Origin of the sequence: Vibrio tapetis subsp. tapetis, assembly GCF_900233005.1 — a bacterium.
Classification (GTDB): domain Bacteria; phylum Pseudomonadota; class Gammaproteobacteria; order Enterobacterales; family Vibrionaceae; genus Vibrio; species Vibrio tapetis.
Map to the genome: position 1 here is coordinate 425,734 of NZ_LT960612.1, position 20,936 is coordinate 446,669.

The 20,936-nt window shown below is 42.8% G+C and carries 19 protein-coding genes and 1 pseudogene; 11 read left to right on the forward strand and 9 right to left on the reverse strand.

Features of this window, described 5'->3' with window-relative positions; genetic code table 11:
* Positions 1-45 precede the first annotated feature (45 nt).
* The 5 genes from VTAP4600_RS19065 (at position 46) to VTAP4600_RS19090 (ending at position 5,383) form a co-directional block, all read left to right on the forward strand.
* Positions 46-975 carry a LysR family transcriptional regulator gene (locus tag VTAP4600_RS19065; protein ID WP_102524376.1) on the forward strand — a complete coding sequence of 310 codons (930 nt, stop codon included), beginning with the start codon at positions 46-48 and terminating at the stop codon, positions 973-975.
* A gap of 440 nt (positions 976-1,415) precedes the next feature.
* A complete protein-coding gene (locus VTAP4600_RS19075; RefSeq protein WP_102524378.1) occupies positions 1,416-2,507 on the forward strand; it encodes a calcium:cation antiporter in 1,092 nt (363 codons plus the stop codon).
* A 67-nt stretch (positions 2,508-2,574) separates the two neighbouring features.
* Entirely contained in the window at positions 2,575-3,225 is a 651-nt protein-coding gene (locus tag VTAP4600_RS19080; protein ID WP_102524379.1) for a DedA family protein, read from the forward strand.
* A gap of 9 nt (positions 3,226-3,234) precedes the next feature.
* Positions 3,235-4,626 (forward strand): magnesium transporter, encoded by a 1,392-nt coding sequence (locus VTAP4600_RS19085; RefSeq protein ID WP_102524380.1) that lies wholly within the window; start codon positions 3,235-3,237, stop codon positions 4,624-4,626.
* Between the two features lie 106 nt (positions 4,627-4,732).
* The gene (locus tag VTAP4600_RS19090) at positions 4,733-5,383 is read left to right on the forward strand and encodes a MarC family NAAT transporter (protein ID WP_102524381.1); all 651 of its coding nucleotides are present in this window, start codon (positions 4,733-4,735) and stop codon (positions 5,381-5,383) included.
* Between the two features lie 544 nt (positions 5,384-5,927).
* On the opposite strand, the gene VTAP4600_RS19095 is transcribed toward VTAP4600_RS19090, so the two are convergent.
* The 5 genes from VTAP4600_RS19095 to VTAP4600_RS19115 form a co-directional block, all read right to left on the reverse strand.
* A complete protein-coding gene (locus VTAP4600_RS19095; RefSeq protein WP_102524382.1) occupies positions 5,928-7,727 on the reverse strand; it encodes a mechanosensitive ion channel family protein in 1,800 nt (599 codons plus the stop codon).
* 742 nt (positions 7,728-8,469) lie between these two features.
* Positions 8,470-9,411, reverse strand: a complete 942-nt coding sequence (secF, locus tag VTAP4600_RS19100) for a protein translocase subunit SecF (protein ID WP_102524383.1) — start codon at positions 9,409-9,411, stop codon at positions 8,470-8,472.
* On the reverse strand, positions 9,398-10,276 hold the full coding sequence (gene secD, locus VTAP4600_RS19105) for a protein translocase subunit SecD (RefSeq protein ID WP_172443177.1): 879 nt from the start codon (positions 10,274-10,276) through the stop codon (positions 9,398-9,400). Before secD (VTAP4600_RS19105) ends, secF begins: the two co-directional genes overlap by 14 nt.
* Positions 10,269-11,159 carry a preprotein translocase subunit SecD family protein gene (gene secD, locus VTAP4600_RS19110; protein ID WP_172443178.1) on the reverse strand — a complete coding sequence of 297 codons (891 nt, stop codon included), beginning with the start codon at positions 11,157-11,159 and terminating at the stop codon, positions 10,269-10,271. Before secD (VTAP4600_RS19110) ends, secD (VTAP4600_RS19105) begins: the two co-directional genes overlap by 8 nt.
* Positions 11,160-11,169: 10 nt before the next feature.
* Positions 11,170-11,523 carry a DUF1214 domain-containing protein gene (locus tag VTAP4600_RS19115; RefSeq protein ID WP_102524386.1) on the reverse strand — a complete coding sequence of 118 codons (354 nt, stop codon included), beginning with the start codon at positions 11,521-11,523 and terminating at the stop codon, positions 11,170-11,172.
* 392 nt (positions 11,524-11,915) lie between these two features.
* Between VTAP4600_RS19115 and VTAP4600_RS19120 the strand changes: the two genes are divergently transcribed.
* Positions 11,916-12,278, forward strand: coding sequence for a hypothetical protein (locus VTAP4600_RS19120; protein ID WP_102524387.1), 363 nt, complete (start codon positions 11,916-11,918; stop codon positions 12,276-12,278).
* Positions 12,279-12,386: 108 nt separating this feature from the next.
* On the opposite strand, the pseudogene VTAP4600_RS19125 reads toward VTAP4600_RS19120, so the two are convergent.
* Both VTAP4600_RS19125 and VTAP4600_RS19130 read right to left on the reverse strand, forming a co-directional pair.
* Positions 12,387-12,519, reverse strand: a pseudogene (locus VTAP4600_RS19125) (IS3 family transposase); the annotation flags it as partial.
* A 245-nt stretch (positions 12,520-12,764) separates the two neighbouring features.
* Positions 12,765-13,250 carry a VOC family protein gene (locus VTAP4600_RS19130; RefSeq protein WP_102524388.1) on the reverse strand — a complete coding sequence of 162 codons (486 nt, stop codon included), beginning with the start codon at positions 13,248-13,250 and terminating at the stop codon, positions 12,765-12,767.
* Between the two features lie 234 nt (positions 13,251-13,484).
* On the opposite strand from VTAP4600_RS19130, the gene VTAP4600_RS19135 reads away from it, so the two are divergent.
* From VTAP4600_RS19135 to VTAP4600_RS19150, 4 genes are all read left to right on the forward strand, one after another.
* Positions 13,485-14,897 carry an ATP-binding protein gene (locus tag VTAP4600_RS19135; protein ID WP_102524389.1) on the forward strand — a complete coding sequence of 471 codons (1,413 nt, stop codon included), beginning with the start codon at positions 13,485-13,487 and terminating at the stop codon, positions 14,895-14,897.
* Positions 14,875-15,522 carry a response regulator transcription factor gene (locus VTAP4600_RS19140; protein WP_102524390.1) on the forward strand — a complete coding sequence of 216 codons (648 nt, stop codon included), beginning with the start codon at positions 14,875-14,877 and terminating at the stop codon, positions 15,520-15,522. Before VTAP4600_RS19135 ends, VTAP4600_RS19140 begins: the two co-directional genes overlap by 23 nt.
* The gene (locus tag VTAP4600_RS19145; protein WP_102524391.1) at positions 15,522-16,355 is read left to right on the forward strand and encodes a DUF2861 family protein; all 834 of its coding nucleotides are present in this window, start codon (positions 15,522-15,524) and stop codon (positions 16,353-16,355) included. Before VTAP4600_RS19140 ends, VTAP4600_RS19145 begins: the two co-directional genes overlap by 1 nt.
* A gap of 75 nt (positions 16,356-16,430) precedes the next feature.
* Positions 16,431-18,713: a glycoside hydrolase gene (locus tag VTAP4600_RS19150; protein ID WP_415239699.1), complete on the forward strand. Its 2,283-nt coding sequence runs from the start codon at positions 16,431-16,433 to the stop codon at positions 18,711-18,713.
* A 122-nt stretch (positions 18,714-18,835) separates the two neighbouring features.
* On the opposite strand, the gene VTAP4600_RS19155 is transcribed toward VTAP4600_RS19150, so the two are convergent.
* Both VTAP4600_RS19155 and VTAP4600_RS19160 read right to left on the reverse strand, forming a co-directional pair.
* Complete coding sequence (locus VTAP4600_RS19155) at positions 18,836-19,336, reverse strand: hypothetical protein (protein ID WP_231897972.1); 501 nt, start codon at positions 19,334-19,336, stop codon at positions 18,836-18,838.
* Positions 19,330-19,686 carry a DUF805 domain-containing protein gene (locus VTAP4600_RS19160; RefSeq protein WP_102524392.1) on the reverse strand — a complete coding sequence of 119 codons (357 nt, stop codon included), beginning with the start codon at positions 19,684-19,686 and terminating at the stop codon, positions 19,330-19,332. Before VTAP4600_RS19160 ends, VTAP4600_RS19155 begins: the two co-directional genes overlap by 7 nt.
* 183 nt (positions 19,687-19,869) lie before the next feature.
* Here VTAP4600_RS19160 and VTAP4600_RS19165 point away from each other — a divergent pair, with 183 nt between their 5' ends.
* Positions 19,870-20,913, forward strand: a complete 1,044-nt coding sequence (locus tag VTAP4600_RS19165; RefSeq protein ID WP_102524393.1) for a helix-turn-helix domain-containing protein — start codon at positions 19,870-19,872, stop codon at positions 20,911-20,913.
* Positions 20,914-20,936: the final 23 nt, after the last annotated feature.

Genomic DNA, 20,936 nt, shown 5'->3' on the forward strand with positions numbered 1-20,936 from the left:
CGTTGCACACTACAATGGAAGACTCTCAATAGTTAAGGGCTAACGATGAAAGAACTTCGCGATTTAGATTTAAATCTACTAAAACTATTGCAAGCTGTTGTAGAAACACGAAACACACATCAGGCCGCAGACAAATTGGGAATATCACAAACTAGTGTCAGCCGCGGTTTAGCTAAACTCAGAGAGACCTTTGGTGATCAACTTTTTATTCGTAAAGCTCATGGTGTTGAGCCTTCTGAGCTTGCTGAGAAACTTGCCGAAGCCGCCGATGAAATGTTTACACCTCTAGTAAAAGTCGTCGAATCTTATCAAAATTTCGACCCTCAGCAATTTAAAGGTGAAGTATCGATCGCAATGAACATCTTCATGCTTGAGCAATGGGGAGATGGTATTTTTAGTGCTCTAAGCGAGGCATTACCTGCTGCCAGTTTTAAATTAGTTTATTGGCAAGAGCAAAGCTTAAATGAAATACTTAATGGCCAAATAGATTACTTACTCCTTTTTTCTCAGTTCCAATTGCCACAAGAGATTTACCAGCACCATTTAAAAGAAATAAAACTCAGCCTGATTGCTCGTAAAGATCACCCTGTACTTAGTAAGAGTACTGCCCTAGAAGACATCCATCACCTTCCTATCACTCGGATACTCGCTGATGGGATTAACTCAAAACGCGCCCCGGTTGAAGACTTTTATTTAGCAAGAGGGTATAAAGCAAATATCGTTCTAACGACTCACAGTATTCGAGTTTTACTCAATAAATTAAAACATTCTGACGCCTTGTCTTTTGGCAGTACGTTGGTAACTGAGAATGAGCCCGAATTGAGTTGTTACCCTCTTCCTACTATTCCAAAAGAGATGAGAACGATTCAAATTAACGGTGGATACCTGCAATCTAAACGCGGTTTTCCACTAAACCAACTGCTGCACCAAACAATACAAAATTTCTTCGATAAGATGATTCAGCCAGAGAAGTAACTCTTTATTATCAAGCAACATCATGATGTTTATCTATTTTCGAGCCTCTCGGAAATTAAAGACTAATTGATGTTCTTCTTGAAGAGTAAACCGCTCTCTTTGAGTGCACCTCCCGATTCACGCAGATCTGGAACGAGTCCATTCATAGAATCTCCATGAGACAGGCCATCATAAACATGACGTTCAGTCTCAACATCAGTGCAGTCATTGATGCATTCGAGTAACACAGCGAAGCAGTACCTGTTAAAAATATCGTCGATGAAAAAATTCAGATCTGAGGTAAACATTGGCGCATTTATGAATTTCTCTAATTCATATTCAACCTCTCCCCACAACCATAAACTATGAGCAAATCACTACCTTATGGAGGGCGTAGTGAACATTCGCGAATCAACACGTTACTTGGACCTTACGGTGTTGGTATCAACGAGAAGCTCAAAATGTATAAGACTTTAAAACAAGAAAAAACGCTGCTCCTCGGTATTTTGACTGTAATATTCTTCAAGACTTTAGGTGAAAACATGCTTACCTCAAGTCTCTCAATTTTTTCTTATGTCATCACTACCGCCGTACTCTTTTATGTCGCAATGACCGCAATTTTTGCGGTGGTTCGCCACTCAGACTCCTTAGCAATTAAGTTGGGAGACCCTTTCGGTACCCTCATTCTGACATTGTCGGTCATCTCATTGGAAGTGATCATGATCTCCTCTGTCATGTTGACTGGCGATCCAAATCCAGTTCTTGCCCGAGATACTATGTTCGCTGTGATTATGGCGGTATTAAATGGCTTTGTCGGTATTACCTTATTAGTTGGTGGGATGAAGTATCACACCCAGTCCTACAATTTGGATGGCATTAAAGCGTATTTGGTTGCCATTATTCCTCTTGCTATGCTTTGTTTGATCTTGCCAAACTTTACCAGCAGTAGTGACAATGGAAACATGTCATTGAGCTTGATGGGCACATTGGTTCTCGCATCCATTGCGCTATATGGCGTATTTCTATTCATACAAACACGTAGTCATACGCACTTCTTCATTGATGCCGACAATAAAAGTGAACACGACCACCACGGCCCTGTAAGCAGCAACCTATTTCACACTGTCATGCTCATTAGCTACTTGCTCATCGTGATACTTCTAGCAAAAGGGTTAGCCATTCCAATTAACGACAGTATTAGCGTTATGGGAGCTCCGGCAGCCCTTGGCGGCCTTGTCGTTGCCCTTATTATTCTCGCACCAGAAGCCGTTGGTGCCGTTAAAGCCGCTCTTACAAACCAACTACAGCGTGCTATCAACCTGTTTTTCGGCTCGGTCTTAGCAACGATTGCACTGACCGTACCGGCTGTCTTATTGATCTCTGGTGTAATGGATCAGCCCTTGAAATTAGGCTTAGAATCCGCAGAAATGGTGTTGCTGGCCGCCACACTTCTCATGACCAGCGTTAGCTTTAGCAGCGGCAGAACCAACTCGCTAAATGGTGCGACCCATCTTGTTCTCTTCTTCGCTTATTTAATATTGATGTTCGACTAACACGAAGCACAACAGCCAGATCATTAGACCGGGCTGTTACGCCGTTTGATACCATTAAGGAAAGAGTATGAATGAAATATTATCCGCCATTTGGGTACAAGATTTTGACACGCTACTTGAGATCAACTCACTCCATATCTTGCTGCTACTGCTTTCGGTTGTGTTATTTCTAGAGTCGAGTTTTGTGTTTTTGCCTCTCCCAGGAGACGGGCTGGTCTTGTTTGTAGGTGGGCTTGTTGGATTAGGTGCTGTGGATTTTTATACCGCCCTGACTGCTCTCAGCTTATCAGCTTGTTTAGGTACGATTGTCGGCTATCTACAAGGGCGCTGGTTAGAAGGTTCACGCTTCATGAACAAAATTGACGTCGTACTGCCTGACGATTCATTACCTAGAGCAAGGCGCCTTCTCAATAAATTCGGGTTCCTATCGTTGTTCGTATCTCGCTTTATCCCATTCGTTCGTGTTTTAACCCCAATGCTTATGGGTATTGCACACCTCAGCTTTATCCGCACAGTCATGATCAGCATGACCAGTTCCATCGTGTGGGTGTTAACCCTGCTTTATGCAGGAAAGTCCATTATGCGTCACCCGTTTCTACATCAACATCAAGAACTCATCACCAAGTGGTTTCTCTTCACCAGCTTAATGCTGATGACAATTGCTTTTATCACCTTGTTTATCCGAATAATTCGCAAACGTAATCACATTGCAGTGTAGCCCATTATTATGACCTTAATAACCGTTCCATTACCTAACACTGACGCCGAGCTGCTGTACTCCGAGTTAATTTCAGCAATGCAGTCCGGGACTAGTGATGGCATTATCAAACAAATAGAAAGTGCTAACCTGACCGACCTTCCATTCGTGATTAGAAAATTCACCAACGCACAATGTGAACAGTTTTGGGCGTTGCTTTGTACTCAAAAGCCTAATCTGGCTGCTGACTTTCTGGATTACCTAACAGAGCCAGAGCGTGCACTCTTATTTTCAAACCTTCCTATCGACAGCGCGAAAGACATTCTTTTACATATGCGTTCAGATGTTCGCCGCTCTCTATTACGTAGCTTACCTAAACCACTTCACAAAGCCCTTGAATCCTCACTGCCCGAAACTTGGGAAAACGAAGAAAAAGCCGCAATGTCTTTTCCTAATGGCTCCGTGGGACGTATTTGCAAGAATGAGATCATTAAATTGGAAAGCTGGGCAACCACTTCAGACTTAGAGAACGTCTTGCGTGAAGGTGAGCAAAGCTCTGAACGAATTGAATGGCGCTACATTTATTTACACGACAAACGCGGTAACTACTTAGGTACAGTCAAAACTCGAGAACTGTTTCTCGCTCAATCTTGGGATAGATTGCTCGATCATATTGATACAAGTGTCCCCACCGTACCTGCGGATTTTGATCTCCAATCATTAAAAAGTGTGCTCGACTCTACCTCACACTCTACCGTTCCTGTTATCAACGAACATGGCTTTCAAATTGGCATTGTTGGTCATACCCAATTAAACCAGGCGTTATATGAGAAATCCGAACAACAACAACGTGAAGCCAGCGGTATATTTGGCGGCGACGAGTTTCGTACGATGCCGCTATTACAGCGTAATATCCGACGCCTCACCTTCTTGCTCCCATCAGTCATTTTGAGCTATGCCGCCGTATCGATCATCGCTTCTTTTGAACATATTATCGAGCAAGTAGCTGTATTAGCGGCCGTTTTGCCTTTAGTGGCTAACCTATCGGGCGCAGCGGGCAACCAATCCGTTGCCGTTTCTATTCGAGAACTATCGACTAAACATATTTCAGCCAAAGACTGGTTATTTGTCGTCGCCAAAGAGTTGCCTATTGGCGCTATCAATGGCCTTGCTATTGGCCTGGTTATTGCCCTGCTCATGTTGGTTGCCCATGGCCAGCCAAGTCACTTATTACCGGTACTTGTTGCGGCGGCCTACACAATATCGTCCACTCTCGCAGTCATGATCGGTGGCGCTTTGCCCCTAATTCTAAAACGCGTAAACCTCGACCCGGCGATGTTATCTAGCCCACTGCTCACCACATTAACCGATGCGATTTCATTCTTTAGTGTTCTGTATCTTGCGCAGTTAATGCTTCTTTAACCTAGTTAGCTTAGCCAGTCACTTAGCCAATAATTTGAATCAATATTAAATCCACATTTATTAATTTAACCGCCACCCAATCACACAAAAACCTTAAGGGAAACTTATGCATTTAGAAACTTTATTCACCTATTTGACTCTCACCGTTCTCGGCTTGTTGCCGATGATGAACCCGCCTGCCGCTGCCACCGTACTTCTTGGTTTAAGTAAGGGCCGAGACAAGAGTTACATCGTTTCACAAGCGAAAACTGTTGGGCTCTACCTGTTCATCGCCATGTGCATTACTTTTTTCATTGGTGCTTCTGTTTTAGAGTTATTTAGTATTTCAATTCCGAGCTTACGCTTGGGTGGCGGAATTATCATTTGTGCGATTGGCTTCAACATGCTGTTTCCAAAACCAGAAAGCCTGGATGGCAGTGTCGGACAAGATTCTATTGCTTTAGTGCCCCTTACGATTCCATCACTGTGCGGTCCCGGCACAATGGCACTGATCATTAGCCTTGCGGCTGAAATCGCTTCTAGTGAAGAAGAGCTAGAAAAAATAAGTATTTATACAGGCGTGCTTGGTGGGTTTGGTGTTGTGAGCTTAGTTGCCGCTTTTATTCTGAGCATGGCTTACCCGTTACTCAAAGCTCTGGGCCAAAATGGGATAAACGCGTTTACCCGAATCATGGGCTTTCTTCTTATCTGTATGGGTGTGCAATTCTTTACTATCGGTATTACAGAAATCGTACAAGACATCGGCGCATTGCTGTAATTTCTCAAATTATAACTCCACGCTATAAATTGCTTATTGTGTGGGGTTTATTTTTAAATAAAGGCCTCTAATTCCGATCCAACAGACCAAGACGATTCCTCTCAAAATACCCACTCATACATTACTAAATGTCCATGAGTCTTTGCCGTGACATTTAAAGCCCCCTTTACCCGTTAAAGGCTTGCGCCTTCATGCTACTAAATGTATCGATAATAGCACGCATCTTTAATCGAACTTTGTTGTTAAGTCGTTTATTTCTTAACGGTTAATACAAAAAAAACTGATACCAACATTGTGACATCAACTTTCTCGTGAACAGCGTTAATAACGTGGCAAACCAAAGTCCGAATATGATGCTCACACCCATCGACTGGAAGAAGTCATCAAATACCAAAGGGACATATCTAGTGTCGTGTTAATTACCGCCATGCAGGCAACAGATTGAACACCTTGTAAACATAAGTATGCGTAAAGGACGAACACGATGAATTAGGAGCCTGTAATTCAAATTCTTGAGAATCACCTTACGGTAAAGAATATTCTTTTACCCATTCCTATTTGCGCGAACCGCTGAACTTTTCGCTGGGTACATGATGCTATCTTTGATCCCATCTTTAAATTCATAGCTAAAGTCAGGGAATGGGTAATTATTGTTATCCTGCCACTGCTTTACTGTCTCGGTCGCTTTCTCTTTAAGTTCATCATCTATAGGGTTAAGTGCCTGCGTGAGTTGGTATTGATTGGAGAATGCCAACTGAGCGCCTACCGCTTCAATTTGCTGCATTACTGCAAACATCACATCCTCTTGCACTGCAAGAAACTCTTCATGATCTTTGCATATGATATAAGCGAGCAGATCGATGTTAATTGCAAACTCACCGACACCCACAAACCTTGCTCTCACTGGCTCTTCATCGAGTTTAGGATGTTGTAAAAGCAACCGCCTGATACCAACAACCAAGAGTTTGAGTTGGTCTTGAGTTAGTTCCGAGCGCAACCTCAAACGGTGACTCATCCGGCGCTTATCCCGACGTTCTAGATTGTCAATTTCCATGTTGGCAAATTCTGAATTAGGAATCGTGATTAAAGAACGTTCTAATGTTCTGATTCGCGTAGACCGTAACCCTATGCTCTCAATAGTACCCAGGTTATCGCCATAGCGGCAAAGTTCCCCAATTTTGATACCACCATCAGCATACAAGGTAAGCCCATTAATCACGTTTTCCAGTACCGGACGAATCGCGAGCGCTACCGCCAAACCACCAACCCCTAAACCCGTCACGATAGGCGAAATTGAGAAACCCATGAAATCGACCACATAGATGCCCAAAATAGCAATCGTGAGACCGCCAAAAATACGCGCGAGTACCGTAATTAAAGAAGAGTCGACATACTTACCTTCGTGTTTGTTAAACACATACAGTTCAGCGAAGTAATTAAAGATGGTCATGATCAACCAGGCCACGAAGAAAAACTGACCTATCAAGAATGAAGTCGACAGAAACTGATAGATCCCTCCGGTGATCCATATCCCGTCATCAATCACTTTTCGGGTAATAAAAAGAATACAGACGACCCCAATCAGAGATAACTGGCGGCCAACCTGCCATTTCAATCCATTTCGATACCAATGTAAGTTCCAACTTTCACCAAGAGAAAAGCTGACTTTAATCATAAATCGACATAACAAAAATACGCTCACCAAAGCGAACCATTGCCAAAGAGGAATCGATGCATATAAGTTATTGAAGCTTTCTGGTAAAGACTGAATCAGTGACTTCGGAAACAGTGGGCCAGGACGAATTAAAAACTCATGGTACAAGTCAACTTCATGTTCACTTTTCTCAATAGACGCTGATATCAGGCGATACCATTTTGAGAGGCTATTAACGGAAGTAGTCGTAAATAGATATTGGCCGATCTTCTGATCACTGGTCTGCCTAGCAATTAAGATGTCTGTATTCGCGAGACGCCATTGGTTGCCAGCGTCCCCCGTTGGTGACATTATTTCTGAAGGATGTAATTGAACGTCTTGCCCTAACCTATTAAGAATTTCATGCAGCAAAATAATCCTTTCCATCACGACCACAGTTCGACTGCGATTGGGAAGGTTTGACAAATCCATGGTACGCGTTACTTGGGTATAAGCATGCTTCGCTTCAGGTAAATGGAGCTGTTCAAGCTGCCAATACTTAATTACGAGTTCAGAGTACGTAACAAAACCAGACAAAGTGCTTTCAGGCGTCGCCGTGTCCACAAAATTGAGGTTTTCTTGGCCGTGAGTGAATGAACTAAACCAAACAATTTGGATTGAAAAGAAAAGCGTTAAAAGTCGAGCGACCATAATTGACCTTTGATTTAGTAGAGGAACTCTCTCAGAGAGCATACGATTCTTACTATCAACATAATTAGTTAGAAAATTAAGAATGATTCACTATCAACCAGGGGGATAATGAATTTCTCTAATTCATGTGCTTTGTGAAGAGTTTATGCGATAAATAATCATCAATAATCGATGGAGATAAACCATGAAATACATCCCACTTATTACCGTTATTCTTGGTTATTTAATTTTTATGTCACTCTTAACCCTACGAATGTCATCATAAATATACTTTACCTTTAACTATCGCATAGTAGACCACTTCACTATGCGATTAAACTGACCAATAAAAGCCATTTCATCTTAACTCATCACTCTTGCCATAGACAAAAAACCACACATAGCAATCACATAAAAAGTCAAACCAAAATAAATGTATTTGAAAGGTACTTTCCCGTAAAGAATTCTTGGTCGATCGGTTATATTTTTCATATATTTTCATGCCTATCATTTAATATTATTAAACACCATGGGTAACTAATAATAATTTTGGTAATTGATTATTGGTTGCTTCATGAGCTAAACATACGACTCATGAAGTAACCACAACCAAGTAAATCACTTAAATTCAGACGCTTAATAAAGTATAAACATTCCAGTTAATTATATCTAACCAGTTATTGTTTATGACGAATTACAGAACTTTAAAATAGAGATTACTGTAAATCATCATAAAAAAAACCTATTAACTATGCCACGTCAATTAGCTATGAATAGGATTGCCACCTTCATCTAACAAAGGCGCTTTTGGCTTATAATGCTCAGAAGACAAACCGATTCTTTCCGGTATTGCAGTACCAATCACTAATGAAGACCAAGTGCCTACAATAATCCCAGCAAACAATGCAAACGCAAATCCACTTAATGTTCCGCCTGCGATAAGGCCAATACTGCTTACCGTCAATAACGTCGTTCCAGAGGTCACTAGAGTCCTAAATAATGACGCTCGTATCGCTTGATCCGTAGATTCACTGGTACTCTGATTCGGCCTGCGGGCCAGGTACTCACGAATTCGATCTCCGATCACAATAGAGTCATTAAGCGAGTACCCCACCACTGCAAGTAATGCCGCAAGAGCGGTGAGATTAAATTCAATCGAAAACACGACAAACAATGCTAAAACCACCAGCACATCATGCAGTAGAGCAACAATCGCCCCCAGGGCTAATCGCCATTCAAAACGCACAGTTAAGTAAAACATAATGGCGATAGACGCAACAATCAGGGCCAAACCACCTTGCTCAAATAATTGCTCACCCACTTGCGCGCCAACAACCGAACTCGACACGAGATTAAGCGGATGCCCTAGCTCCAGTTCTACAGCTCTTAACCACTGCAACAACTCCAATTCACCCGCTCCGCCAATAGGAAACTGTAACTGCCAAGTTTGGTAAGTAACATCAGGCACCAGATTGGGTAATTCATCAAACACCGTCCTCAAGGCTGACTGCATCGCTTCCAAGCTAACAGGGACATCAGCATTGACGACATGAGAAATACCACCAGTAAACTCAAGCCCAAGAGTAAAACCTTTGGTTGCTATCAAGACAATTGATGTCAACATCAACCCTAGTGAAACTAATAAACCGTTCCACCTTACTTTGGACCACTGAATATCCGCGACTCGTTGGTTAAGCTTTGTCATTGTCGTGCCCCCAAAGTTTTGTCATCCACATTTGGCTAAACAGTAATCCTGTTAACATACTGGTTAACAGTCCAATTCCGAGCGTTATTGCAAAGCCCTTAACCGCACCATAGCCAATCGCAAACAAAATAATTGCTGTGATCAACGACGTCAGGTTTGCATCAATAATCGTACTTCTTGCCTCTTTGTAGCCTCTTGGTATCGCGCTCGCTAGCGGCCTTCCTGATCGCATTTCTTCTTTGATTCGTTCAAACACTAGAACGTTAGTATCAACCGCCATGCCCATTGTGAGTACAAGACCCGCAATACCTGGCAAAGTGAGCGTGGCACCCGGTATCAATGATAGAAAACCTACAATCATGACAATATTGGCGATCAACGCGGCACATGCGATAACACCGAACTTTCGGTACAAAACCAGCATCGACACAAATGTCAGAGCTAAACCAACCATCACCGCAAGAAAACCCTTTTGGATATTTTCTTCACCTAGGCTTGGACCAATCACTTGCTCATCAATAATGGTCACAGGTACGGTCAATGACCCAGAGCGTAGAATTAGCGCAAGGTCTTGTGCATCGGAAATTTGCCCGATACCCGTTATTCTAAAACGACTTCCTAATTGGCTTTGGATCGTAGCAATGTTGATCACTTCATGGCGTTGAACAAGTTGGTTGTTATGATCTTGATGATATTCGCTGTATAAGGTCGCCATAGGTTTACCTATGTTACTACGAGAGAAGTCAGACATTTTGCTGCCTCCCGCACTGCTCAACACTAGGTTCACTTCAGGTTGTCCAAACTCGCCAACCGATGCAGATGCACCAATAATGGACTCTCCAGTTAACACCGGTTGCCTAGACAAGCGTACAGGATTCCCCATCACGTGTAGTATGAACCTGTGCAGCTTGGATTGAATCAACAACCGTATGAAAAGAGATCGTTGCTGTTGCACCAATAACACGCTTCGCTACCTGAGGATCTTGAACGCCCGGAAGCTCTATCAATATACGATCAGCACCCTGACGTTGGGTGACAGCCTCAGTAATACCTAAAATTTCAATACGCTGGCGCATGATATTTAGGGTTTGCTGCATAGCGAGGCTTGCCTGCTCTTCTTTAATGCTTTCATCAAGCGTAAAACGTAATACATTGTTGTTTACATTGATTTTCCATTCAGAAAACTGTGAACGCATGTAGTCGGTTACGCTTTGAATACTGCTTGAATCATGACTACTTAAATTAGTAATAATGACTGAAAATCCATTGTTATCTATGTCAGTAATTCGACTGCGTATTCCTTCCGCACGAGCCACGTGACGAGCATTAACCGATGTCGCTTCTACCAAACTTTTCACGCTGTCATCTATTTCAACTTGCAGCATGAACTGCACGCCACCACGAAGATCTAATCCCAGGTTAATTGGTGTTAGCCCTACCTGACTAAATAGCTGAGGTGCTGCACTGACGAATGAAAAATGAGAATGAGTTAACGGAAACGCCAATGACAGTACCTGTTGCGCTTCTCGCTGTTCCTTTTTACTTTCAAAGATTAACGTAGTTTCGTCTTGTTGGTTCTCAACACCTAGCGGAGTTATCTGATTTTTAACTAATGTGCTTAACAAAGACTCAATGGGTAATGAACTATCAGCGTGGTTAAGAACCAATGCAGGCTTTTCGCCAAAAAAACTCGGTATAGCACTAATCAATAAGAGGATTAGCAGGAAATAGGCAAATATTTTTTTCATGCTCTCTACCTTATAAGTACACATACTTCACGAGATAAAAACTACCTTCTGGAGCCTGTAACCAGTTAGTCACAATCACATCATCAGGTCGGTACTTCGATATTTTTATAAGTAAGCTGCCATCGAGTTCTCGATGAAAGTTCATATTGTCGATATTGGTAATCAATTTCTGACCACCATCTACTATCTCATTATTTTCCCCATCCACGATCACAATCGACCATAAATCACTTTCGGCTTCTTCCTTTGTAATTCGATACGTCAGAGATTGATTCTTTCTGATTTGTTTGATGTCACTTGTCGCTTCAATTCGAGGTTCACTGTCATAAATAAGTTTGGCTATTGAAGAGACGTCATTCAACATCGAGCTCGAAGACCATGCAATACTTGAAAACAAACCACTTACAAGAAGGGAGAATAAAAAAAGATATTTATTGATATTTTTCAATTGATTAACAACTTTTGATTGATGCTGCTTAGATTCTTTTTTGAATCTGTCTCCTTTGCTTCATTAGGTTTCCTTTCCTAGAAAACCATGAATGCAGTGATCATAAATAACCAACCGTGTTCTGGATATGGTTTACAGAAATTCAAATATGACTTGAGAGATTCACATTTGAATTTCTCTAATTCTTTGAATCTTTAAGTGAAGTTAATCAAACTCAATTCAAACAACATTGAGTTAAAAATTAACGTCTAATCCCAACTCAACATTTTCATTTTGGCTGACTATTTAAATCCCGAGGAATCGATAACATGAAGTTCAATATTATTTATCTCAATGATCGACGCTATAAGATCTACGATATCGGAGAGGGCCAAAGTGTGATGTTTATTTTCCACAGAGAGAAAAGCACATCCGATTTAGAAGATATTGTAAGATTGAAGCTAAAAAATCATCAAAGAGTGATCATTGTCGATCTCAGTGATGATTTCCCTAGTGATATAGCAAAAGTGACTGAAGAAAATTGCCAAGCATTGATTGAAGATCTTCACCTGCTTGCCGATATCTACTGGCTTGACGACGTAGCAGTAGAAAGCGATTACATTAACAAACCAATGATCGCAACGTTGTCGACTCTGTTAGGTAACAGGTGCGTTGCTTTGACTACGTTATAGTTGTGTCGAGGGGGTTTAGATACTCTAGCGCACTGTGCCTTCTACTTTCATTGAGTTGAAGAAGCTTTCAACACAGGCGTTATCCCTGTAATTTTCCTTCCTACTGACGGCTTTACGCCATCCATGGATTTTAGATTCATACAACGATAGCGGCAACAGCGACACCGACTTTGTCTGCTAACTTAAGCGCTTCGGCTTTGAATTCAGGAGCATGCTTGATTCGTGTTTTCTTAGTTGTAATTGTTCACCTCGTTAGTGATTGTGCTCACGTAACTCAGTGTCCAAAACTGCTGGTGCGGATCATTTACTCTGGTCAACTCCAAACGTACATTTCCTTTAGAGAGTTTTCATTGTCATTTAACACATCTTTGTAAAATTATGATTAGCCTCTGCACTTCTTCCCAAATACAAAAAGAGGATGAGTATCTCTACTAATCCTCTTTAGGTCGATTGCCCTTCTACCTTAATGGCGGCAAGGGCTCACCGTTACTCGTAATCTGACGCGTACGTCTCTTCGTATGTGTGAGAGTAAAGCTCAAACAAGTTACCGAACGGGTCTTCTAGGTAAACCATTTTCGCTGGTTTGTTATCATCTTCTGGGTGGTAACGCATGATGTCCATACGCACTTTACCGCCAAATTTTTCAGTACGTTCGATCGCTGATTCGAAATCGTCCGTTTGAAGACAAAAATGGAAAATACCTAAGCGAGAGAAATCCACTTCGTGACGTTCTTGGCGCTCTTTCATTTCAAACAATTCAACACCGATACCATCAGTCGTTACCAAGTGAGCAATATTGAAACCTTTAAAGCCTTCACCGAATACCGCAATGCACATACGGCCAATCGCTGATTCGCGTTCTTCGATAACTTTGGTGTTATTCATCACGATTTTTAAGCCGAGAGCCTTAGTATAAAACTCGACAGCTTTGTCCATATCGCCAACCATGATGCCTACGTGATTCATTTTCATTTTGCTCTCCAAACTCGGTTAATTTGTCGTCTCTTGTTTCGATGAGGAGAGTATATTCAAAATCAATAATTACTAGAAATTATCATAATTTATTATTTTGATAATTTAAATTTATATCAAGACAGCCATTGTCCGGCGTCTTTCGTAACTCGCACCAGAATGTTGACATATAGATTACAAATCTCTGGAGAATCGTTCTAAAATTCTCACATCATGAAAAACAGAGTGTCACCAATGATTGGGCGTCTATACATATTGTGTCTGGCAAGTTTGTTTTCTGGCGTCACATTTGGCCAAAATTTGCAAAGCCAGTGGCAAGCGCTTTACCAGAATTTATGGCAAAAGACGCCGCTAACACTCTCACAAAATGCGATCAGCGAATATCCCAATGCACTATGGATGGATGCATCGCGTTACCCCAATTTCGAGAACATTAACTGGCATGACTTGCGAACTCTCAATAGTGTCGCATCTCAGTGTCGTCCAGTAGAGCAAGCTAACAACGCGCTGCAGCCAGCGATTGGCTTTGAACTGGCCTTATGTCGAGGAACGCCTTTAAGCGAAGATTGGTTTGCGATCAACGATGTTTTACACCCTGCAGGCGGGAGCTATGCCGATCGCTACCTTGCTAACCGTGGCAAGCTTGCGCAAAGTTCCTCAAATAAGATATTAAGATTCACCAGTATCTCTAACCCGCTCAACCCTCTTCATCACAAGCTTTCCTCCCTTTCTGAATCGGGTAAAGAAGCATTAATTAATGGCTATCGAGCCTGGATGGAAGGTGACACATTGTGGCTATCAGGTGAAAGCGGCTGGAAGGCGGTCCCCACTAACATTTGGCACCCGCTAGTAACGGAGGCAAACATAACACTCCAAGGTGACAGCTGCACTTTTACCTACAGCAATTTATGTATTAGCAAGAAACAACCCTTGGGTGTCTCGATACAGGTCTTACTGCTATTTCTCGGTTCAGTGCTGTTGGCTTTTTTATTGCGTCTTAGCTATTTGAAACACAAACAACGCAAAGAGAAGCGTTTCATTTTACAGTTGCTGACTCACGAACTGCGAACTCCCATTACCAGCTTGGGGTTAACCATTGATATGTTTCGTCACCACTTTGATTCGCTCGATGACGACGTACAAGACGTTTTTTGGCGGTTGGTCTCCGATTACCAAAGATTGTCGCAACTCACTCAAAACAGTAAAGCCTATTTAAGTGCTGAAAAATCTACTACTTTGCTGTATCAAACAGGCCCACTTGGTGATTGGCTGAGTCACCATTGTGATAAACATGAAGTGCAATACAGCCTGAATAAAGATGACGAGATAAGCCTGCCTTACTATTGGCTAGCGATCTGCTTAGAAAACTTAATCAGAAATGCAAAGCAACATGGTAAAGGCGTGGTCACCGTTACCGCGCATTTGACCACAACCTTAGTGATTGAAGTGAAAGATGAAGGCGAATTCCCCACCTTATGGCAAAAAATATTTCAACAACGAGAAGCCATTAAAAATAACGATAATATGGGCATTGGCTTAGACATTGTCGAACACTTAATACAGATGGTAAATGGCAAAATGACCATCCATCGCAACCCCACACGCTGTATTTTGGAGCTGCCGTATGAGCACAATTCTACTGATTGAAGACGATGAACTATTAGGTGAAGGCTTAGTCACTTTTTTCAAGAACAATAAATTTGACTGTGTATGGGCAACGAGCGCCAAACAAGCCACTAAGCTCTGGTATAAAGCTGATTTAGTCATTCTCGACCGACAGTTGAGCGATGGGGATAGCCTGCAACATTTAGCTCAGTGGTTACTACTCAAAGCGGTGCCTGTTATCGTTTTGACGGCCAAAATCGATGTTGAGCAAAGAATTGAAGGGCTAAAGGCCGGGGCCAAAGACTATGTCACTAAGCCATTTTCAAGTGACGAACTGCTTGCCAGAGTGAATACCCAATTGCGCCCATTAGGCTCGAGTTTACTAACGTATGCAGATATTGAAGTCGATTTAGGGCAGAGGATCGCTAAAGTGAACGAAGTAAACGTTGCTCTGAAACCTAAAGAATTTCAGCTTTTGTTGCTGTTTGTACAACACCAAGGTCGTGTGTTTCACCGTGATGAATTACTCAATAAAATCTGGGGCTACGAGGTATTCCCGAGCACGCGAACCGTCGATAATCACATTTTACACCTAAGACAAAAGCTACCCAGTTTGGCCATTAAAACCCACCGAGGTGTTGGTTATCGATTGTTAGAGGCCAAGTAATGAAAACCATCAAACAGCAACTAACATTGGCTTTTTTTGCGTGCACCCTACCTAACTTCGTGCATGCCAACCTATTTACCGATACGCCTTTGCAACATGCGTATCAGGCGCTGGCGACCAACCAGCCTCGGCTCGCTTGGCAGGAACTTAACTTGGCCCTTAATCAGCACACGATAAGCAGCCAACATTGGCAACCCATTAAGCGCGAGATCCTCAGTCAAACGGCATGTGGAACAGCCCTACCGCTAGAGGTCAAGCTTGATACAAAGCTACGGTTGAGTGTCATAAAACGCTCAGGGCTTACGTCTCAGGGCTACCAAGTTCGGCTTTCAACTGAAGCGAGCCCAGTTAGAGAAAAGATTTTATTAACCTCACCTAATGGCGTTGTGTTATTGGAAGGAAGTCTTGCAGCAAGCCGCCAATACCAAGAGCTTGAGAGCCCCGAACTTTTGCATAAACCAGCATCAGGGTTGTTTACGCTATCAGTAGGAGATAAACAAGTTACCCTGCTACTTTCAATGGACTTACTTTCAATGGACAGGCACACGTCATGGCTAACCCAAAGCCAACAGACCAATCGAGCACAAGTATCACTCGACTTACCAGCACATATCGACGGGTGCCCAGTTGCTGCGGCAAGTTGGCAATGGTTCGATAAAAACTACAACATGCTGGGTTCCAAAATCCCGTTTCAATACGCTCAAGAGAATCGCCCAACTGCTCTACCTATCGCCTCTAAAGCAAGTTACCTGAGCGCCAGTGTTGAGCTTGTCGAGTTTCAACAAAGTATTCGCATTGAATACGTTCAACGGCTCGCCATACCTTATCAATAAAATAGAGACATATAGGTGACATGACGGCTCCAAAATCCAGCTTAAATACCGCTAAGATTAATTTGGAGTTATCTCATGTTACATAGCAAAACTGAGCGACGAAACACCGCGACCCTACGGGTACTGATGATGTGCCCGTTCCTATTCTTTTCCGCAGTCAGCGCGGCAGACACCATTCAATTAAAGAGCGATCAAGACCAAATATCTATCTCTCCTAGCACTCTGGCTATCCGCTGGAATGGGCTATCTGTGAACGACGCGGCACTGACCATCAACTCACAAGCACAAAAAGACTATCGCATACTTGCGCAATCCGAAGATCAGATCAGCTGGGAAGTATTACCTAGTGGTCTACATATCACAGCGTCATTAACTGATAGGAAACTCGCACTGTCTTTAAAACCAAAACATGAACAGGTCATCTCTCGCCAGCAGCCTGCTACGGTAAATTGGTTCAATCTGAACGAAACCAAGAGCCAAACACTACTACTGCCTTTTAGCGAAGGCATGCGAGTGCCCGTTGTCCACCCTATTTGGGCCCAATTTCTTGCCAATAACTACTCAGGGTCTAATACGGCTCAAGATCTAAAAATGCCATTTTGGACCGTTGAACAAAATGGCACGTTTATCAATTATCAATTACTGGAAGCAACCAACAACCAGTTAACTTTTACCGACCAACAAGGCCGCGTGGATATGGCAGCAACGCATCAATTTACGCCGCTAAACCGCACCGAACCGTACAAGGTACAGATCGCTTTAGGAGGTAACCTTCTCAGTGGTGCTAAGCAATATCGACAGTGGCGAGAACTCAACAACCTTGCAGATCCTTTAAGCGCTAAAGCGTCTCGCAACAGTGAGGTTACGAAGCTAATTGGGGCAAGTCATGTGTACTTGTTTGGTAAAGACCCGCTCAGTCGTAGTGATGTCAAAGATTGGTGGGGACTAAAACACTGGTATCTTGAATTATCCGGCCTAACCATTGCTAAATCTGCAGCAAAGGAGTTGGCTGGTTTACACAAACAGCAAGGGTGGTTTAGCGCGTATCATAAACAACTGCTGCTAGAGTCGATTAATGCGTCTCTATCTTACCCATTCACAGTAGGTTATCCGACCTTAAGTGATAATACGATTGCCGCTCAATACCGCGCAGCTCAGTCTAAGGTCTCTTGGTTAGCCAAGCACGCAGGCGATTACTTAATTGAACCTAATCGTTGGGGGCAAGCACTTTCAATCGATATGCTCAAAAGCTTTAAACAGGCTGGGCTCAGTCGCCTATGGCTGGGTTTTGATAACTGGATGCCAAGCTTTTACAATACGGAAGTAATAGAAAAAGCCAAACAACAAGGCTATTTGGTTGGCGTGTATGATTCCTATAACACCGCAATTTCACCCGGCAGTAACGACAGCTGGTTAACGGCCAATTTGCCAAAAGAAATGCGCTTTGGCTGCGCTATCGAGATGGCGAGCGGCAAGAAAAAGTCTGGTTTTCGTAATAACGGCTACTACCTAAACCCTAACTGTCATTTGGATTATGTAAAACAACGAGTACTGGATATCGTCAAGTATGGGCGTTTTAACAGCCTATTTTTAGATGTTGATGCAACCGCTATGGCACGTGAAGACTATCGCGATAACAGCAGTGAAAATGACATGCTCCACGCGTTCAATCAACGTTTAGCTTGGCTTGGCGAGCAAACAGGCATTGTTTTGGGATCTGAAGATGGCAATGCCCTAACAACTAGGGGAATGGCGTTTGCTCATGGACTAGAAACCGTCGGCTTTGGTTGGACAGACGCAGACATGACCAAAAATAGAAAATCGAAGTATTATTTAGGCCGTTGGTACCCTGATAACAAGCCAGAATATTTCTTTAAATCCGCGCAAGTAAAACAGCCGTACCGTTCTCTGTTTTTTGCGCCACAATATCGCGTGCCTTTATACCAAGCAGTATTCCATGATGAAGTAATCAACAGCCACCATTGGCATACCGACAGCTTGAAATTTAGCGATGTAAAATCCAGCCGAGACCTCACCGCAATGCTGTACAACACGCCTGCGATGGTGCACCTCACCCGCGATGAAGCGCTGTCTTCACAAAGTAAGAGAGTGCAAGCGCTTAAACATTATCAAACAGGCTTTAAGCCAATCCATGAGCAACTCTGGGACAAAAAGCTAATGAGTTTCACATGGCTTGATTCTAAAGGATTCGTTCAGCAAACCACATTTGAAGATGGCAGCAAAATTATTGCCAATTTCTTAACTAAACCATACAAGCACAATGGCATCACCATTGATAGGCAATCAATTTACGCCAAGCTTGGTAACGGTGACACCATTCAATGGGCAAGCAAATAACCCCGCAAAGCAGAACATAATGAAAGGAAGAAAAGCCAACTCAGTGAACCGAACTCCAATCGTTGGCTTTTCTATTTCTCAATTCAAGCATCATATCGAATACGACGGTTCACAGGGTTATGTTATAAGCACACTTCACTCGACTTATCGTCTAACAACCAAGAGACCCAACGCCTTCTTGAATTAAGCACAAACCCTTCACTCGGCTCTAGCCCACTTAAAACGTAACCATCCGAATTGCTTACACCTTCATTTTGGCTAAAGACCCAATCGGTGCTATTAATTCGGCCGCCGCTGACCAGCTTTTCGCTTAACTCGGAATTGGTAATCACGATGGCGATTCCATTAGAAGAACGCACACTTATTTGAGCCTCTGAAAAGGCACCAATCGCAACAGGCACTTCTAGGGTACAATGTCGACCCTTCTCGTCGATACGGGTATATTTCCCTTCCCCTACCCGGCCTTTTAGCCACATGAGACGCCCTTCTGTCATGTGTTTTACAACCAAAATGCCGACGATTTTCTGAGATTGAAGATCGGCTTGAATGTTCTGTGCCAATGACAAGCCGCTCACCATAGCAAGCGCTACAGTTATTGTTTTTAACATAAGCGATTTCAACATGAGTACCCCCCCTCAACAATGGCATCTTCACTATGTTTGCATAACAAATAAATTAACCAGAAAGGCCCGATAATCGGCAGCAAGAATACCCAACCCCACCAGCCTGAATGACCGACATCATGCAAGCGGCGAACAATAAACGCGAACATGGGAAATAAGCTAATGATGCTATAAAACAGATCAAAAAAACCACCTGACAGCACCACCACATCCAAGATGATGAGCAGTAAGCTTATGACGAAATGGACGGCCATAAACATCCAGAACTCGTGCCTATAGGCTCGCCCTGAAAAGTCGAAACAGTGTCGCCATCCGCTTAGGTAACCAATCCAAAAATCATGTATCTTCATTAGGAGTCTCCATTTAAGTTGGTGAACCTAATATTGGTGTAAGCCAGAGTCAATAACGTCCTAATACCTGTTTTAGGACGTCCTGATACCCGTATTTGTTCGATTGGTGCTTTTTTGTATCGCTGCAAAACGTTAAGCTGATACTTCAATTTCCCCTTGGTTTCACAACAAGCAGATTTCTCTATGTTGGCTATACTGGTTCCTTTTGTTGTCTCAATGCTGCTGGCTCTGTTAGCCATTACTTTGTATTTTCGTTACGAAGATCGAGCGAAAACGGTCTGTTTGTTTTTAGGGTTGTGCGCATCAACAACGGCCATGGTCGGCCTAAGATGGACATTAAATATAGACGCCTTCGCAATTGCGCAGCCTATTCTGGCTTCCACCATTCCAATTGCTGCTTGGTATACGTTTGCTCATGCAAGTCAGGGGCAAGGCTTCTTACCATTTAAACACTTTATTGCACCTCTATTCGTCGTTATTAGCGCGACGACTCAACCTTGGTTAACTCTTCCGTTAGATGAAGTATTAACCTTGATTTACGTTGGTTATGGAGTGGCGCTCATTCGTTTTTCATCTAAAGAAACGCTGTTAATTAACGTCTCGCTTGGGAACTGGGAAGGCGTAAAAAAAGCAGAAAATGTTGCTGGGTGGATGCTGATTTTCTCAGCGTTTGTCGATACGTTCATGTCGTGGGATTTTACATTCAACCAAGGAGCGTTTTCCCTCTATATTCTCACGACAGCGCACTTAGTTCTTTTGCCGGTTTTATCATTGGCTGTGGTGGTCGCTGGTATCAATACGCCCGTGGCAGAGGAACCACAATCACACAAAAACGACATCAAAAATGAGGAGCCAGTCCACCCCACCACAATGACCAATGAACGAGCTCATGAAATTGCCACCATGCTAGATCAGAGAATTCGCCAAGACTCCCTATATCTTGATCCTGAGCTCACTCTTTCTAAGTTAACGCGTAAATTAGGCGTCCCTGCCAAGCAAATTTCAATTGCCGTCAATCAAGTCCATGAGCAAAATATTTCCAAGCTCATCAATGAATATCGTATTAATCACGCCAAACATTCTTTGCTCACCTCTAAAGACACCATTACTCAGATCTTCATGAATTCCGGTTTTCAGACCAAATCTAATTTTAACCGCGAGTTTTTAAGAATGACCAAAATGACTCCCAGTGAATTCAGAAAAAATAAAGCGGATCACATGGAGTAATGTTTACGCCTATGGTCAGAAAC